The 14,998-nt window shown below is 70.4% G+C and carries 16 protein-coding genes and 1 tRNA gene; 11 read left to right on the top strand and 6 right to left on the bottom strand.

Annotated features, from left to right (window positions below; translation table 11 throughout):
• A partial coding sequence (locus G6045_RS40830; protein WP_206343335.1) for a hypothetical protein occupies positions 1–199 on the top strand: 199 nt, incomplete at its 5' end.
• Between the two features lie 25 nt (positions 200–224).
• Here the strand turns inward: G6045_RS40830 and G6045_RS06850 are convergent.
• A complete protein-coding gene (locus G6045_RS06850) occupies positions 225–896 on the bottom strand; it encodes a TetR/AcrR family transcriptional regulator (protein WP_165330908.1) in 672 nt (223 codons plus the stop codon).
• A 653-nt stretch (positions 897–1,549) separates the two neighbouring features.
• On the opposite strand from G6045_RS06850, the gene G6045_RS41240 reads away from it, so the two are divergent.
• Positions 1,550–2,035 carry a hypothetical protein gene (locus G6045_RS41240; RefSeq protein WP_235967631.1) on the top strand — a complete coding sequence of 162 codons (486 nt, stop codon included), beginning with the start codon at positions 1,550–1,552 and terminating at the stop codon, positions 2,033–2,035.
• A 47-nt stretch (positions 2,036–2,082) separates the two neighbouring features.
• Here G6045_RS41240 and G6045_RS06840 read toward each other — a convergent pair.
• Positions 2,083–2,167 (bottom strand) — tRNA-Leu (locus G6045_RS06840).
• A 190-nt stretch (positions 2,168–2,357) separates the two neighbouring features.
• On the opposite strand from G6045_RS06840, the gene G6045_RS06835 reads away from it, so the two are divergent.
• The 3 genes from G6045_RS06835 to G6045_RS06825 all read left to right on the top strand — a co-directional run bounded on the left by G6045_RS06835 (position 2,358) and on the right by G6045_RS06825 (position 4,946).
• The gene (locus G6045_RS06835; RefSeq protein WP_165330907.1) at positions 2,358–3,710 is read left to right on the top strand and encodes a M20/M25/M40 family metallo-hydrolase; all 1,353 of its coding nucleotides are present in this window, start codon (positions 2,358–2,360) and stop codon (positions 3,708–3,710) included.
• Positions 3,711–3,854: 144 nt separating this feature from the next.
• On the top strand, positions 3,855–4,088 hold the full coding sequence (chpH, locus tag G6045_RS06830; RefSeq protein ID WP_165330906.1) for a chaplin ChpH: 234 nt from the start codon (positions 3,855–3,857) through the stop codon (positions 4,086–4,088).
• Between the two features lie 141 nt (positions 4,089–4,229).
• Positions 4,230–4,946, top strand: a complete 717-nt coding sequence (locus tag G6045_RS06825) for a chaplin family protein (protein WP_165330905.1) — start codon at positions 4,230–4,232, stop codon at positions 4,944–4,946.
• An 83-nt stretch (positions 4,947–5,029) separates the two neighbouring features.
• Here G6045_RS06825 and G6045_RS06820 read toward each other — a convergent pair whose 3' ends face one another.
• Positions 5,030–5,218: a DUF5703 family protein gene (locus G6045_RS06820; protein WP_165330904.1), complete on the bottom strand. Its 189-nt coding sequence runs from the start codon at positions 5,216–5,218 to the stop codon at positions 5,030–5,032.
• A 47-nt stretch (positions 5,219–5,265) separates the two neighbouring features.
• Between G6045_RS06820 and G6045_RS06815 the strand changes: the two genes are divergently transcribed.
• Positions 5,266–5,958: a hypothetical protein gene (locus G6045_RS06815; protein ID WP_165330903.1), complete on the top strand. Its 693-nt coding sequence runs from the start codon at positions 5,266–5,268 to the stop codon at positions 5,956–5,958.
• 74 nt (positions 5,959–6,032) lie between these two features.
• Here the strand turns inward: G6045_RS06815 and G6045_RS06810 are convergent, their stop codons facing one another.
• Complete coding sequence (locus G6045_RS06810) at positions 6,033–8,288, bottom strand: helix-hairpin-helix domain-containing protein (protein WP_408056305.1); 2,256 nt, start codon at positions 8,286–8,288, stop codon at positions 6,033–6,035.
• Positions 8,285–9,268: an aldo/keto reductase gene (locus tag G6045_RS06805; protein WP_165330902.1), complete on the bottom strand. Its 984-nt coding sequence runs from the start codon at positions 9,266–9,268 to the stop codon at positions 8,285–8,287. The genes G6045_RS06810 and G6045_RS06805 overlap by 4 nt, the downstream gene beginning before the upstream one ends.
• Before the next feature lie 198 nt (positions 9,269–9,466).
• On the opposite strand from G6045_RS06805, the gene G6045_RS06800 reads away from it, so the two are divergent.
• Positions 9,467–10,522, top strand: a complete 1,056-nt coding sequence (locus G6045_RS06800) for an LLM class F420-dependent oxidoreductase (RefSeq protein ID WP_165330901.1) — start codon at positions 9,467–9,469, stop codon at positions 10,520–10,522.
• Positions 10,523–10,773: 251 nt separating this feature from the next.
• Positions 10,774–11,562, top strand: a complete 789-nt coding sequence (locus tag G6045_RS06795) for a ferritin-like domain-containing protein (RefSeq protein WP_165330900.1) — start codon at positions 10,774–10,776, stop codon at positions 11,560–11,562.
• A gap of 12 nt (positions 11,563–11,574) precedes the next feature.
• Here the strand turns inward: G6045_RS06795 and corA are convergent, their stop codons facing one another.
• On the bottom strand, positions 11,575–12,567 hold the full coding sequence (gene corA, locus G6045_RS06790; protein WP_165330899.1) for a magnesium/cobalt transporter CorA: 993 nt from the start codon (positions 12,565–12,567) through the stop codon (positions 11,575–11,577).
• A gap of 62 nt (positions 12,568–12,629) precedes the next feature.
• On the opposite strand from corA, the gene G6045_RS06785 reads away from it, so the two are divergent.
• The 3 genes from G6045_RS06785 to G6045_RS06775 all read left to right on the top strand — a co-directional run bounded on the left by G6045_RS06785 (position 12,630) and on the right by G6045_RS06775 (position 14,804).
• Positions 12,630–13,325, top strand: a complete 696-nt coding sequence (locus G6045_RS06785) for a histidine phosphatase family protein (protein WP_165330898.1) — start codon at positions 12,630–12,632, stop codon at positions 13,323–13,325.
• 88 nt (positions 13,326–13,413) lie between these two features.
• Positions 13,414–14,004 (top strand): DUF3090 domain-containing protein, encoded by a 591-nt coding sequence (locus G6045_RS06780; RefSeq protein ID WP_165330897.1) that lies wholly within the window; start codon positions 13,414–13,416, stop codon positions 14,002–14,004.
• A complete protein-coding gene (locus G6045_RS06775; protein WP_165330896.1) occupies positions 13,968–14,804 on the top strand; it encodes an SCO1664 family protein in 837 nt (278 codons plus the stop codon). Before G6045_RS06780 ends, G6045_RS06775 begins: the two co-directional genes overlap by 37 nt.
• Positions 14,805–14,998: the final 194 nt, after the last annotated feature.

The following is a 14,998-nucleotide window of genomic DNA, read 5'->3' as shown; positions in this document are numbered from 1 at the left end:
GCCCCACCCCGACCGCACGGCAACCCGCACCGCCCGTACCGCCGCCCCCGAGCTCCGTCAACTTGCCGACCGCCTCCGGCACTTGCGTACCGAAGCAACTCCGATGACAGCCGCCACGGTCGACCCCTCCCGCGCCACCGTCTGCCTGACCCCGGCCGAAGGCTCCCGCCGCTGCTTCACGGCAGGCGACGAACCCTGAAACCGTGGGCCCCGGAGCACGGAGGTCAAGCCGACGGATTGCCCCGCGCGCCCGCCGTCAGATACCCGAGCACCATGTCCCCGAGCATCGCGCGATAGTGCGCACGCCGCCCCGGCTGGGTGAGGTCGCGGTCGAAAAGGGCCTGGAACGTATGCCGGTTGGCGACGCGGAAGAAGCAGAACGAGCTGATCATCGCGTGGACGTCGATCGCGTCGACATCGTCACGGAAGACACCTTCCGCGCGCCCGGTCTCGAGGATCCGCCCGATGACCTCGATCGCGGGGGAGTTGAGCGAGCGCAGATGCTCGGAGCCCGCGACATGTTCGGCCCCGTGGATGTTCTCGATGCTCACGAGCCGGATGAAAGCGGGGTGGGCCTCATGGTGATCGAAGGTCAGCTCCGCGAGCCGGCGGATCGCCGCCACCGGATCCAGGTGCTCGACGTCGAGCTTCTGCTCCTGGGTGCGGATCACCGTATAGGCGCGTTCGAGTACGGCCGTGAAGAGCTGTTCCTTGCTGCCGAAGTAGTAGTAGATCATCCGCTTCGTGGTGCGCATCCGGGCGGCGATCTCGTCCACGCGCGCCCCGGTGTACCCGGCCCGGGCGAATTCGTCCGTGGCCACATCGAGGATCTCGGCCCGGGTACGCGCCGCGTCCCGGGTACGCCGCGGGGACTCGGTCGGCTGCGCGGCGGCCATGCGGCTCCTCGGGTACGGACGATGCGGCGCCCGCCAGTCTAGCTTCGGGGGCACAGGACGCCGGAGGCCCCTCGGGGGCGTGAGGGCGGCTTGTCAGTGGCGGTTCGCATACTGCCCTCGAGCGGACATCCGGCGGAAGGGGCGATGGTGCGGACCGTGTATGACGGTGAACTGAGCGTCAGCTACAGCCAGTTCTCTGTGGAGAGCCGGCCGGACTTCGTCGGGCGCGAGCGGGTCGATCCGCGGGCGGGCCAGAGCAACGGCGTGTGCGGTGCGGCTGTTCCCGGCTACCTGTTCATGACGACGGGCCTGCATACGGGGAGGGTCGGGCTGAAGGTGGAGGTTCACGAGGCCGAGCCTCCCTTGGAGGAGGAGCGGTGGGAGGAGATCGTCGAGGCCTCGTTCCGTCCCGTCTCCTCGGACACCGCGATCTTCCCCTGGGGCGACGGGAGACTCTGCTCGCTCGACCTCCCCGTCGTCGACCACAGGGTCCGCTGCTGCGGGCTGGGGATGGAGCTGTCGTGGGACGACGAGACCGCGGTCCTCGAAGGCGGGCCCCCGGTCGATCACTACCTGCTGCAGTTCTGGCCGGCACCACCCGCTCCGGACAGGGTGATCAAGCAGACGACGCAGAGCGCCGCCTATTGGCACCAGTGCGCTCGGAGCACGCCGCCAGGGCCGACGCCCGAGGAGCGGGCAGAGGCCGAGCGCGCTCGACGCGTGATCCGGCCGTCCAACGCGAGATCGTCGACTGGGCGCTGTACCGCGCGCTCTCCGCATCGGGTCTCGACACCTTTACCGACTTCGTCCGTGCCCGGATGTATCTCCGCAGAGGTACCGAGCTGCCGACGCCGTTCGGAGACCCCGACGGTGCCTGGTACTGGTTCTTCGAGCAGAAGAACCTCCCGGCGACCTTCGTGGACTCCGTGGACTCCGTGGACTCCGTGGACGGAGCCCGGCACGGTGTGCGACAACAGGCCATGGCCATGTCGGCGCTTTTCGCCGCAGCGGAGGAGGACCCCCTGCGCGCCGCCCTGGACACCCTGTACGCCGCGGCCCGTACCTACGGCAGCACCTACCCGGCCCTCCTCGCCGAGGTGCGCCAAGCGTTCCCGGACCTTGACTGGCAGCGGGCCTGAACGAGAAAACCCCCGCGGTCTCCAGGAGACCGCGGGGGTTGTTTCTGTGTCCGAGGGGGGACTTGAACCCCCACGCCCGATAAAGGGCACTAGCACCTCAAGCTAGCGCGTCTGCCATTCCGCCACCCGGACCGGTGACCCGCGGTTTCCCGCGGCGACGTGGAAAACCATAGCAAACATTCAGGGGCCTCCGATCACACCCCCGGGCCGCCCCCGCCGGGCGTTAACGGCGCATGTCGCAGCGGGCCCGCCCTTGGGTCCGCGGCGGGGACGCGGGAGGATGGCGGGGACCAGCGAGCAGCAACTGCGAGAGGAACCCGGCGTGAGTGCAGCGGGCAGGAACGGGCAGCAGAGCGTTCGGCACGGCCAGAAATACGTCGCCGGTGAGGACGAGGTCGTCGACCTCTGCCGGGACCTGATCCGGATCGACACCAGCAACTACGGGGACCACTCGGGGCCGGGCGAGCGCAAGGCCGCCGAATACGTCGCCGAGAAGCTCGCGGAGGTCGGGCTCGAGCCCCAGATCTTCGAGTCCCACCCCGGCCGTGCCTCGACGGTCGCCCGGATCGAGGGCGAGGACCCCTCGCGCCCGGCGCTCCTGATCCACGGGCACACCGACGTCGTCCCGGCCAACGCGCAGGACTGGACCCACCACCCCTTCTCCGGCGAGATCGCCGACGGGTGCGTATGGGGGCGCGGCGCCGTCGACATGAAGGACATGGACGCGATGACCCTCGCGGTCGTACGCGACCGGATGCGCAGCGGCCGTAAGCCTCCGCGCGACATCGTGCTCGCGTTCCTCGCGGACGAGGAGGCCGGCGGCACGTACGGCGCCCGGCACCTGGTCGACAAGCACCCGGGCCTCTTCGAGGGCGTGACCGAGGCGATCGGGGAGGTCGGCGGCTTCTCGTTCACGGTCAACGAGAACCTGCGCCTGTATCTCGTCGAGACCGCCCAGAAGGGCATGCACTGGATGCGGCTCACCGTGGACGGCACCGCCGGGCACGGTTCGATGACCAACAAGGACAACGCGATCACCGAGCTGTGCGAGGCCGTCGGGCGCCTGGGCCGCCACGAATGGCCGGTGCGCGTGACCAAGACCGTACGGTCGTTCCTCGATGAACTGTCCGACGCACTCGGGACCGAGCTCGACCCCGAGGACATGGACGCCACCCTCGCGAAGCTCGGCGGCATCGCCAAGATGGTCGGCGCGACGCTCCGCAATTCCGCCGCCCCGACGATGCTCGGCGCCGGCTACAAGGTGAACGTCATCCCCGGGCAGGCCACCGCCCACGTCGACGGGCGCTTCCTGCCCGGTTACGAGGAGGAGTTCCTCGCCGACCTCGACCGCATCCTCGGCCCGCGCGTGAAGCGCGAGGACGTGCACGGCGACAAGGCGCTCGAGACCGACTTCGACGGCAAGCTCGTGGACGCCATGCAGCTCGCCCTGAAGGCCGAGGACCCCATCGCGCGGGCCGTTCCGTACATGCTCTCCGGCGGCACCGACGCCAAGTCCTTCGACGATCTCGGCATCCGCTGCTTCGGTTTCGCGCCGCTGCAGCTGCCGCCCGAGCTGGACTTCGCGGGCATGTTCCACGGCGTGGACGAGCGTGTGCCGACCGAGGGGCTCAAGTTCGGCGTGCGCGTTCTCGACCGCTTCATCGACGCTTCCTGAGCTCGTTGATCTCAATATTCGGCCGTACGTGCGCAGTTGACTGAAAAGAGTGAAAGCGACCATAGGCTCGTAGCCCGAATACTCCCTCCTCGTTACAGGTGATGCAGTCCGCGGCTGGGACTGCATTGCCAACAAGGAGGAATAATGATCAAGAAGGTCGTCGCTGCTGCGGCTGCTACGGGTGGCCTGGTTCTCGCTGGCGCGGGTATCGCAGCTGCCGACTCCGGTGCCCAGGGTGCCGCTGTGAAGTCTCCCGGCGTGCTCTCGGGCAACGTTGTTCAGGTCCCGGTCCACATCCCGGTGAACGCGTGTGGCAACACCGTTTCCGTGATCGGGCTGCTGAACCCCGCCTTCGGCAACACCTGCACCAACGTCTGAGACGTAGTGCCTCACCCCAAGAGGGTCTGAGTCCGTCGGCCCCGGAGTGCGTGCCATGCGCTCCGGGGCTGCCTGGCATCTAGGCGCACCCGCAAGGGAGCGGTTGCGCTACTCCAGTAGGTCAAAGGCAGGGAAGAACCTATGCGACAGGTCACGCGCAAAGGCCTGATCACCGTGGCAGCCGCGAGCGGCGTGCTCGCCGTCACGGGTGGCACCGCGTTCGCCGACTCGGGAGCGGACGGCAAGACCGCCGACTCCCCGGGCGTGCTGGCGGGCAACACCGTCCAGCTGCCGATCAACATCCCCGTGAACCTCTGCGGGAACACGGTCAACGTGGTCGGACTGCTCAACCCGGCGGCGGGCAACAGCTGTGCCAACGTCTCGGACGGCGGCAGCGGCGACGACGGCGGCAAGGACAAGCCCGGTGGCGGCGCCACCGCCGAGGGCTCGGCGAAGGACTCGCCGGGAGTCGGCTCTGGCAACGTCATCCAGCTCCCGATCGACGTCCCCGTGAACGCCTGCGGGAACAGCGTCACCATCGGCGGCCTGGGCAACGGCACCGAGGGCAACGACTGCACCAACGAGTCCGGCCCGAAGCCGCCGGTCCACGAGGAGCCGCCGGCCGGACCCGAGAAGCCGGAAAAGCCGTCGGAGCCCGGTAAGCCGGACACCCCGGACCGCCCCGAGAAGCCCTCGAAGCCCAATGAGCCCCAGACGCACACCGTCACCCCGCCCAAGGGTTCCGAGCAGCTCGCCCGGACCGGCTCCGAGACGCCGATCGGGATCGCCGTGCCGATGAGTGCGGGTCTGCTCCTCGCGGGCGCCGTGCTCTACCGCAGGGCGCGTCAGGCGGCCTGACGCCGTACGGATGCGCAAGGGAGTGGGCCCCGCCAAGCGGCGGGGCCCACTCCCTTGTCACCAGGTTCTCGTCGGCGGATACGTCACCACGTCGCACGCACTTGACGGATGATCCGTCGGCGCAGCCGCACCCGGCGGCTTCCGTCGCGACGCAGGGTCAGTCGGTGCAACTCCCAGTGTCCGTACTCGGCATGCTCGGTCAACAAGCGAGTCGTGTCCTTGCGAGAGATCCCGCGCGGCACGTACACGTCGAGAAATTCGTATTCGGCCATCGCATCTATTGTGCGGGCAACGGCCTGGTACGGATAGCGTCTGCACTATGTCTGATGCTGCGCAGGTCACCGCTGCCGAGGTACGTGCCGCCGCCGAGGCGGTCAAGACCGCGCTCGACCGCCACCTTGCCGCGGTCGAGGGGCGGTCGGGCGAGGACGACCCGGGTGTCTACGAAGCGTTCAACGAGCTTGCGTCGGCGGCCGAGGCGTACGACGAACTGCTCTACGACACCTACGACGAGGTCACCCCTTTCGAGATCCCCGGAAACGAGGACGATCTGCCGCCCTATGCCGGCCCTGCCGATCCCAGCGCGCTCAGCGTGCTGATCCGGCGGGACTACGCGGTGGTCGAGCCGCAGCGGCTGCTCGCCCAGGCGCAGCGGGTGGCGGACCTGGACGCGGATACGGCGGGGGATCTGTCCGGTGCCGACGAGGTGGGCGGCAGTGCGCATGCGGCGCTCGGGGTGCTGTTCGGCGAGTTCGAGCCGGACGAAATCGCTTCCCGGCACAAGGAGTTCGGCCTGGAGGAGGGCGACTCCACGCTCTGGGTGACGGCGTCGGACGGGACACCGGAGCCGGGGGAGTGGCTGGAGGCACCGTTCGAGACGGTGGATCCGCAGCGGGTGGTGTGCCGGTTCGATGTGAGCGCGGTGTTCGACGAGGAGCTGGACGACGGGCTCGATCTGGCGGGGGAGCCGGACCTGGAGGACGACTTGGAGCCGCTGGATTCCGAGCGGTAACGGTTCTGTTGGGGTGCCAGGTGCCAGGTGCGGGGAGCGTGGCCTCGGCCCCGCTCCCCGCACCCGCGACAGGCTCAGCCCTGCGTCGGCACCAGCCCCCGAACCAGACGCTCCAGACGGGTGGTTCGAGGCTTCGCCGGCGCCTCGGCCACCGCACGCGGCAGTGCCTGGTCCACGCCGTGCACCACGGACAGATGGCGTTCGGCGCGGCTGAAGGCCGTGTAGACCCAGGGGCGGGTCAGTGACGCGGCAGCGTCCCCCGGAAGCACCGCCACCACCGCGGGCCAGCGGTGGCCGACGGCCTGGTGTGCGGTCAACGCCCAGGCGTGCCGGACGACTTCGTCGACCTTGTCCTTCGGGACGGTGAACGTGATGCCCGCGCACTCCAGCTGGAGGCCCGCCGCCTCGGCGCCCACCACGCGCCCCGTCACCGTACGGCCGGGAGCCGGCGCGTAGGCGATACGGTCGCCCGGGTCGAAGCCGCCGAAGCGGCCGGGGCCGGGGTTGAGCCGCTCCTTGAGCGCCGAGTTGAGCGCACGGGTCCCCACGGGACCGCCGTGCGCCACCGTGATCACCTGGGTGTCCTCGGCGGGGATCGAGAAGGCGCGCGGGACGGAGTCCGCGACCAGCTGGACCGTGCGGTGCACGGCCTCGCCCGGGTCGCGGACCGGGACGATGACCACTTCCTTGTCCGGGGCCTCGACCTGGTTCAGTTCGCCGATGGTGATACCGGAGGTCAGCTCGCCGATCGGCCCCTCATCCGGAGTGCGCGAGGTGATCTGGGGGCAGACGCGCGCGGCGAGCAGATCGGCGAAGACCCGGCCCGCGCCCGCGGACCACAGCACGGTGGGGTCGCCGCTGAGGACGAGCCGCGCGCCGTCGGGGAGTGATTCGACGAGCATGGCCGCCGTCTCGACGTCCAGCTGCGGTGCGTCCAGGACCACCAACAGGTCGAGGGCCAGGGCGCCTTCACCGTCCCGTCCGGGGCCTTCGGCGCCGGACAGCAGTCCCGCCACGGTGACCGCGGCGTCGGGCGGCGTCCCGGCCAGGCGGCGGCGCCCGTCCGTGGTGTGGGCCGCCGCGCAGGCCCGCAGGCCCAGTTCGCTTGCGGCGCTCACGAGAGCCGCGGCTTCGGCGCGTGCGGCTTCGCCGCCGGTGTGCAGCACCAGACCGTGCCCGGCCACGGCCCGGATCAGCTCGGCCGCCGATCCCCGTACGGACGAAGCGGCACTCTCCCAGTCGGCGAGGCCCGAACCCTCTTCCTTGGCCAGCGAGTTCACCACACGGGCCAGCGCATCGGCGAGGCTCTCCTCGGCCAACGCGTACCGTTCGAGCCCGAACAGCACCCGTACCGGACGCTCGACCGGCTCCTCGTCCTCGTCCTGCTGCGGAGACCCGGGTTCCTGAGCCCCCGGCGCGCCCTCGTCCAAGGCGTCCTGGAAGACCAGGACTTCACCCTCCGCCACGGCCAGCTCGACCGCGGCATCCGGGTCGGGGACGGCGCGCTGGGCAAGCGCCGACTTGAGCGGGCCGGCGTCGAGCGCGGTGTGCCCGGCGACCGCGGCCTGCTCCAGGAGCCACCCGGTCAGGGCGCGGCCCCTGCGTTCATCGTCGGGGCGGCAGTCGTCGCCGAGCAGAGCGCGGGCGAATCCGTCGGCGTGGTCCGGGCGGACTCCGCCGACCCGCAGCAACTGCCAGGGGTCCTGACGCAGTTGGTGCTCGGCGCCTTCCCCGAGCACCGCGGTCGCCCGTTCGGCGAGGGACTCGGGGGCACCGCCCTCGGCCAGCACGGTCCGTACCGCCGTGACCTCCTCGACCTGGGGAGCCCTGGCCGCTGCGGGTACCGCGGGTGCGGGTCTGGGCTGCTCGGCGGCCGGACGGCGCTGCGCGGGCGGCTCGCTGAAGGTGCGGGTCACCGGCTTCTCGCCGCTCTCCACCGCCCGCACGGCCGCGAGCAGCTCCGCGGCGGTACCGCTCAGCTTGCCGCCCGCGCGAATCGGGCCTTCCTTCTCGGCCTTGCGCTTCTCGATGCGCTCCCGAAGCTCACGCTGCGCCGCCAACTCGGCCTCGGCCTCCGACGGCCCGTCAGCGGCGGCCTCCGTCGACGCCTCCGAGGCAACGCCCCCGTCAGCCGCCTCCGCGTCTCCGGACACGTCTGCGTCACCGGACACCTCCGCGTCACCGGACACCTCCGAGCCGGCGGCGTCCGAAGCGCTTTCCACGTCCGAAGCACCCTCCACGCCCGCGGCGCCCTCGGTCTCCGGCTCCTCACCGGTCCGCGGCTCCTCGTCGGTCCGCGGTTCCTCCGCGGCGGCGGACTCCGTACTCACAGCGTGCTCCAGTCCTGATCGGGATAGCGGTGCACGGGCGCCGACACATCGTCGAGCGCCTGGCAGATCTCGTCAGGAAGACTAAGGGCCTCCACTGACAATGCGGCGGTGAGCTGCTGCGCCGTGCGCGCCCCCACGATCGGCGCGGTCACTCCGGGTCTGTCGCGCACCCATGCGAGCGCCACCTGGAGCGGTGTCGCGGCAAGCCCGTCGGCCGCCGTGGCCACCGCATCCACGATCCGCGAGGCGGCCTCGTCGAGATACGGCGCGACGAAGGGCGCCATGTGATCGGACGCGCCCCGCGAATCGGCCGGCGTCGAATGCCGGTACTTCCCGGTCAGCACTCCGCGCCCGAGCGGTGACGAGGGCAGCAGCCCGACGCCCAGGTCGAGCGCGGCCGGCAGCACCTCGCGCTCGATGCCCCGTTGCAGCAGCGAGTACTCCATCTGCGTGCTGGCCAGGCGGGTACGCACCCCCGGCACCGCCAGCTGCCAGGTCGCGGCCTTCGCCAGCTGCCAGCCGCTGAAGTTGGACACCCCCGCATAGCGCGCACGTCCGCTCGCCACCGCTATGTCCAGCGCCTGCAGCGTCTCCTCGAGCGGGGTCTCCGGATCGAAGGCGTGCACCTGCCAGACGTCCACATAGTCCGTGCCGAGCCGCTGCAGCGAGGCGTCGAGCGCGGCGAGCAGATGGCCGCGCGAACCGTCGAAGCGCCGGTCCGGATCGGGCACGCTGCCGGCCTTGGTCGCGATCACCAGATCGCGGCGCGGCACGAGGCCCTCGATCAGCCGCCCGAGCACGTACTCGGCATCCCCGTCCCCGTACACATCCGCGGTGTCGACGAGCGTGCCGCCCGCCTCCCAGAAGACCTTCAACAGGTCGGCGGCGTCATGCTCGTCGCTGTCACGGCCCCATGTGAGGGTGCCGAGCCCGATCCGGGATACGCGCAGGCCGGTACGGCCGAGATGCCTCTGCTCCATGGGCGCTGAGATTACTGGCCGAAGACCGTCCCGTGGGGGCCTGTGGATAACCAGGGTCCCAGCCGTACCGCGCCCTTGTGGACAGCCCGGACCCAGCCTTGCCGCGCCCCCGCTGCCCATGGCCCCTGCCGCAATCCGCCCCCACCCGCTAGGCTCCCGACCACACAGTCTGTTACTGATCAGTAAGGGGTGCGGCCGATGCGACTCGGGATCAACCTGGGCTACTGGGGCGCCGGAATGGACGCGGACAACCTGGCCGTCGCCAGGGAGGCCGACAAGCTCGGCTACTCGGTCTGCTGGGCCGCCGAGGCCTACGGCTCGGACGCGGCGACGGTCCTGTCCTGGGTCGCGGCGCAGACCGAACGGATCGACATCGGCTCCGCCATCTTCCAGATCCCGGCCCGTCAGCCCGCGATGACAGCGATGACGGCAGCGACCCTCGACTCGCTGTCCGGCGGCCGCTTCCGCCTCGGCCTCGGCGTCTCGGGCCCGCAGGTCTCCGAGGGCTGGTACGGCGTCAAGTTCGACAAGCCGTTGGCCCGTACCCGCGAATACGTGGAGATCGTCCGCAAGGCGATGAGCCGCGAGCGCCTCAGTTACGAGGGCGAGCACTGGACGCTGCCGCTGCCCGGCGGCCCGGGCAAGCCGATCAAGCTGACCGTGCACCCCGCGCGTGAGCACATCCCGGTCTACATCGCGGCGATCGGCCCGAAGAACCTGGAGCAGACCGGCGAGATCGCCGAGGGCGCCCTGCTGATCTTCCCGTCCGCCGAGCACATCGAGGACACCGCGCTCCAGTACATCCGGGCCGGCCGCCAGAAGGCGGGCCTGACGATGGACGGCTTCGACGTCTGCCCGACGCTGCCGCTCGCGCTCGGCGACGACAGCACCGTCAGCGCGCTCGCCGACACCTTCCGTCCGTACACCGCGCTGTATGTGGGTGGCATGGGCAGCCGCAAGCGGAACTTCTACAACCAGCTCGCCCAGCGCATGGGGTACGAGAAGGAAGCCGCCGAGATCCAGGACAAGTACCTGTCCGGCGACAAGGAGGGCGCCGCGGCCGCCGTACCGCAGCAGCTGATCGACTCGACCGCGCTGCTCGGTTCCGTGGACCGGATCGCCGACCGCATGCAGGCCTATGCCGCGGCCGGGGTGACGACGCTGACGCTGGCTCCCGCGGGCTTCACGCTCGACGAGCGGCTTGCGGCGCTGCGGGCCGGTGTGGAAGCGGTGGAGCGCGCCGGTCTGGCGTAACGCACGCGAAAGAATTTCTGCGGCCGTGGTGGGGGCTCGGGGGGTCTTCCCCGCCACGGCCGTCACGGAGAACAACGCGCCAGAGACGGGACGGTTACGGCGCTGTCCACCGCCAGATGGATGCAAACCGCAAGCGAACCGGAATACGTCTTTCAGCGCAGTTGTCCGACACAACTGTTGCCTGGCACCTCTCACCGCATTTGACTCGTTCTTTGCGGAACCCTGCAGATCGCTGCACGGAGGTGGCAGTCATGCTTTCGGCCAAGAGCCTGTTCACGGAGATCCTCGACAACGACGAGTCCTTCCGGCTGTTCTGTTCCATCGCGGCGAGCGGGGAGTCCCAGGGCGGCTGGGAGAACGCACGCATCGCGGCGCTCGTGCCGGAGAGCCAGTGCGAGCTCGCGCCCAAGATCACCCGGCATGGCGCGGACGAGGACAAGCACGGGCGGATCTTCAACGCCCTGCTGAAGAAACGCGGCCTCGAACCGTGCGAGATCCCGCACGAGACCGACTACACGATGCTGCTCGAGAAGAACGGCATCGGGCTCGCGCACGAGCAGCTCAAGGGCGAGACGCCGCTCGGCGAGCAGGACATCATCACGTATCTCGCGCACAGCAGGGTCACCGAGCAGCGCGCCTCCGAGCAGATGGACATGCTGCGCAAGTACTTCGGCGACCACCCCGACATCGGCCGCGCCGTCAAGATGATCTCCAAGGACGAGGACAACCATCTCGCGTACTGCCACGAGGAGTTGCTGCGCTTCGCGTACGCCGGCCACGGCCGTGACATCCAGCGGATCCTGCGCGAGTGCGCCCAGGCCGAGATCCGCATCTACCGCGATGTGAGCCTCGCCGTCATGGACCACATGGGCTGCATCCTCGGCTGGCCCAAGGCCAAGGCCGGGACGCTCGCCGCGGGCATCCACGCCGTTTACGCGTACGAACGGGCCGGCGGCTGGCGGCGGATGGTGTCCCTCAAGATGCCCGAGCGGCGCGACGCGCTCGGCGGTCCCGCGGCCTCGGCCCCCGAATTCGCCTGACCCGGGGGCGGTTCACAGCCAGCCGCGCCGCTTGAAGGTGCGGTACAGGCCGTACACCGCCCCCGCCATCACCAGTACGGCGCCCGGGTAGCCCCACCACTGGTCGAGCTCCGGCATGTGCGTGAAGTTCATGCCGTAGACACCGGCGACCATGGTCGGCACCGCGGCCATGGCGGCCCAGGCGGAGATCTTGCGCATGTCGTCGTTCTGCCGCACGCCTGTCTGCGCCAGATGCGCGGAGAGGATGTCCGAACACAGCCGGTCGAGCGACTCCACGCCCTCGTTGGCGCGCGTCAGATGGTCGTTCACATCGCGGAAGAACAGCCGCGAGTGCTCGTCCACGAACGGCACGCCCGCGCCCGTGAGCCGCAGCATCGGAGTCGTCAACGGCACGGTGGCCCGGCGGAATTCGAGGATCTGCCGCTTGAAGTTGTAGATCCGCGCGGCGAGCGTCCTGGTGTCGGTGGTGCCGGGCGCGAAGACCTCCTCCTCCAGGGTCTCCAGGTCCAGATGCAGCTCGCCGGCCACGTCCAGGTAGTGGTCCACGACGGCGTCGCTCACCGCGTAGAGCACGGCGGTGGGCCCGTGCTGCAACACCTCGGGCTGTTCTTCGAGCCGGCTGCGCACGACCCCGAGCGGCGCGCTCTCGCCGTGCCGCACGGTCACCACGAAGGAGTCGCCGACGAAGAGCATCAGCTCCTCGGAGGTCACTTCGTCCCGCCGGACGTCGTACGCGATGGGCTTGAGCACCACGAACAGCGAATCGTCGTACACCTCGAGCTTGGGCCGCTGATGGGCCTTGAGCGCGTCCTCCACGGCCAGCGGATGCAGCCCGAACTCGGAGCTGACGAGGGCGAACTCCTCCTCGGTCGGCTCGTGCATCCCCAGCCAGAGAAAGGCGTCCCCGCTCGCGCGCGCCTCGTCCAGGGCATCGGAGAAGTCCTCCGGGCCCTTGGTCCGGCGGCCTTCCCGGTAGATGGCGCAGTCCACGATCACGGTGGGCATCTTTCCTGGATACGGCGGAGCATGCATTCTGTGCGGCGCTTTCGGGCGCCTACCCTGGCCGCATGCCCACCTTGATTCTCGTGCGTCACGGACGGTCCACCGCCAATACCGAGGGGCTGCTCGCCGGGCGGATGCCCGGGATCGCGCTCGACGAGCGGGGCAGGGAGCAGGCCGGCGGGCTGCCCGGGCGGCTGGACGGGGTGCCGCTCGCACTGGCCGTGACCAGTCCGCTCCAGCGGTGCCGGGAGACGGTCGCGCCGCTGCTCTCCGTACGGGACGGGCTCGAACTCCACGAGGACGAGCGGATCGTCGAGTGCGACTACGGGGACTGGTCCGGGCGCAAGCTGGCCGAGCTCGCCGGTGAGCCGCTGATGGAGGTCGTGCAGCAGCATCCGACCGCCGCCGCCTTCCCGGGCGGTGAATCCATGCGCGAGATGCAGCACCGGGCCGCGGAGGCGGTACGGGAATGGAATGCGCGGGTGGAACGGGACTTCGGACCGCAGGCCGCGTATCTGATGTGCTCGCACGGCGACATCATCAAGTCCCTTGTGGCGGACGCACTCGGCCTCCATCTGGACCTGTTCCAGCGCATCTCCGTGGAGCCCTGCTCGGTGACCGTGATCCGCTACACGCGGCTGCGGCCTTTTCTCGTACGCCTGGGAGACACCGGGGACTTGAGCTCCCTGGCGCCGCCCGCCGCGCCTTCCGGGCCCGAGCAGTCGGACGCCACAGTGGGGGGAGATGCGGGCGCACCGTGATCGTCGGCCGCAGTAGGGTGGCACCGTTCCGCGTACAAGCTTCCGTTTCCGTTTCCGTAGACGCCGATCGCAGGGAGAGGCAGAGTCCGTGACCCGTCAGGTGTTCCTGTACGACCCGCCGGAGCGCTTCGTGGCCGGCACGGTGGGTCTGCCCGGACGCCGTACGTTCTTCCTGCAGGCCTCGGCCGGCGGCCGGGTGACCAGCGTGGCGCTGGAGAAGACCCAGGTGGCGGCGCTGGCCGAGCGGATGGACGAGCTGCTCGACGAGGTCGTACGGCGCAGCGGCGGCAGCGCCCCGGTCCCGGCGGTCGCCCCCTCCGAGAACCCCGACACCGCGCCGCTCGACGCTCCTGTCGAGGAGGAGTTCCGGGTCGGCACCATGGCGCTGGCCTGGGACGGTGACGCGGAGCGCATGATCGTCGAGGCGCAGGCCCTGGTCGAGCTGGACGCCGAGAGCGAGGACGATCTCGCCGCCGCCGAGGAACAGCTGCTCCAGGACGAGGAGAACGGCCCGCCGATGCTGCGGGTCCGCCTCAGCGGTGCGCAGGCGCGGGCCTTCGCCAAGCGCGCCCTGGACGTGGTGAACGCGGGCCGCCCGCCGTGCCCGCTGTGCTCTTTGCCGCTCGATCCGGAAGGACACGTATGTCCGCGCCAGAACGGATACCGCCGCGGGGCGTGAGCTCCTCCAAGCTTTCCGCCGAGCTCCTCACCCACGGCGAGCTGACCGTGCGCGGCCGGATCCGTGAGGCGTCCAACGCGGTGCTCCTCTGCGATCTGTCGTACGAGGGCGAGTCGGCCGCGTGCGTCTACAAGCCGGTCGCGGGCGAGCGCCCCCTGTGGGACTTCCCGGACGGCACGCTCGCCGAGCGCGAGGTCGCCGCGTACGAGGTCTCCGAGGCGACCGGCTGGGGCCTTGTGCCGCCGACCGTGCTGCGCGAGGGCCCCTACGGCACGGGCATGTGCCAGCTGTGGATCGACGCCCCGCAGGAGCCCGGGCCCGAGCTGCTCGCGCTCCTGGACGCCGAGGAGCCGGGCGAGGGCTGGAAGGCGGTGGCCTTCGCCGAGGTCGGCGAGGGGCGCCAGGCGCTGCTGGTGCACGCGGACGACGAGCGGCTGCGGCGGCTCGCGGTCCTGGACGCGGTGATCAACAACGCGGACCGCAAGGGCGGGCACCTCCTGGCCGCGCCCGAGGGGCACCTGTACGGAATCGACCACGGGGTCACGTTCCACACCGAGAACAAGCTGCGGACGCTGCTGTGGGGGTGGGCGGGGGAGCCGCTGCCCTCGTGGGCGCTGACCGTTCTGACCGGCCTCGCGTCCTCGCTCGCTCCCGACGGCCCGCTGGCCGGACGCCTGGGCGAGCTCCTGACCCCGCCCGAGATCGACGCGACCCGGTCCCGGGTCCGGACCCTGCTGCGCTCGGGCGTACACCCGGTCCCGCAGGGCGAGTGGCCGGCCATCCCTTGGCCGCCGATCTAGCCCTGCGGCAAACCCAGCCGTTCCCGCAAACCCAGCCCCGCCGGGCAAACCCAGCCCGTCCGCAAACCCAGCCCCGCCGGCGTTTGAGGCGATCTTTCAGCCCCTGCGGCGCTTGAGTAGATCCGAACGAAGTTCGGATGCGGGGAGTCCGGGGGCCAAGTCCCCGAAAGCGCAAGACCGCGGATCCGGTCAAG

Source organism: Streptomyces mesophilus, assembly GCF_011044995.1.
Classification (GTDB): domain Bacteria; phylum Actinomycetota; class Actinomycetes; order Streptomycetales; family Streptomycetaceae; genus Streptomyces; species Streptomyces mesophilus.
Note: the sequence above shows the minus strand (reverse complement) of the source record. Positions and strands in the feature narration are given on the sequence as shown.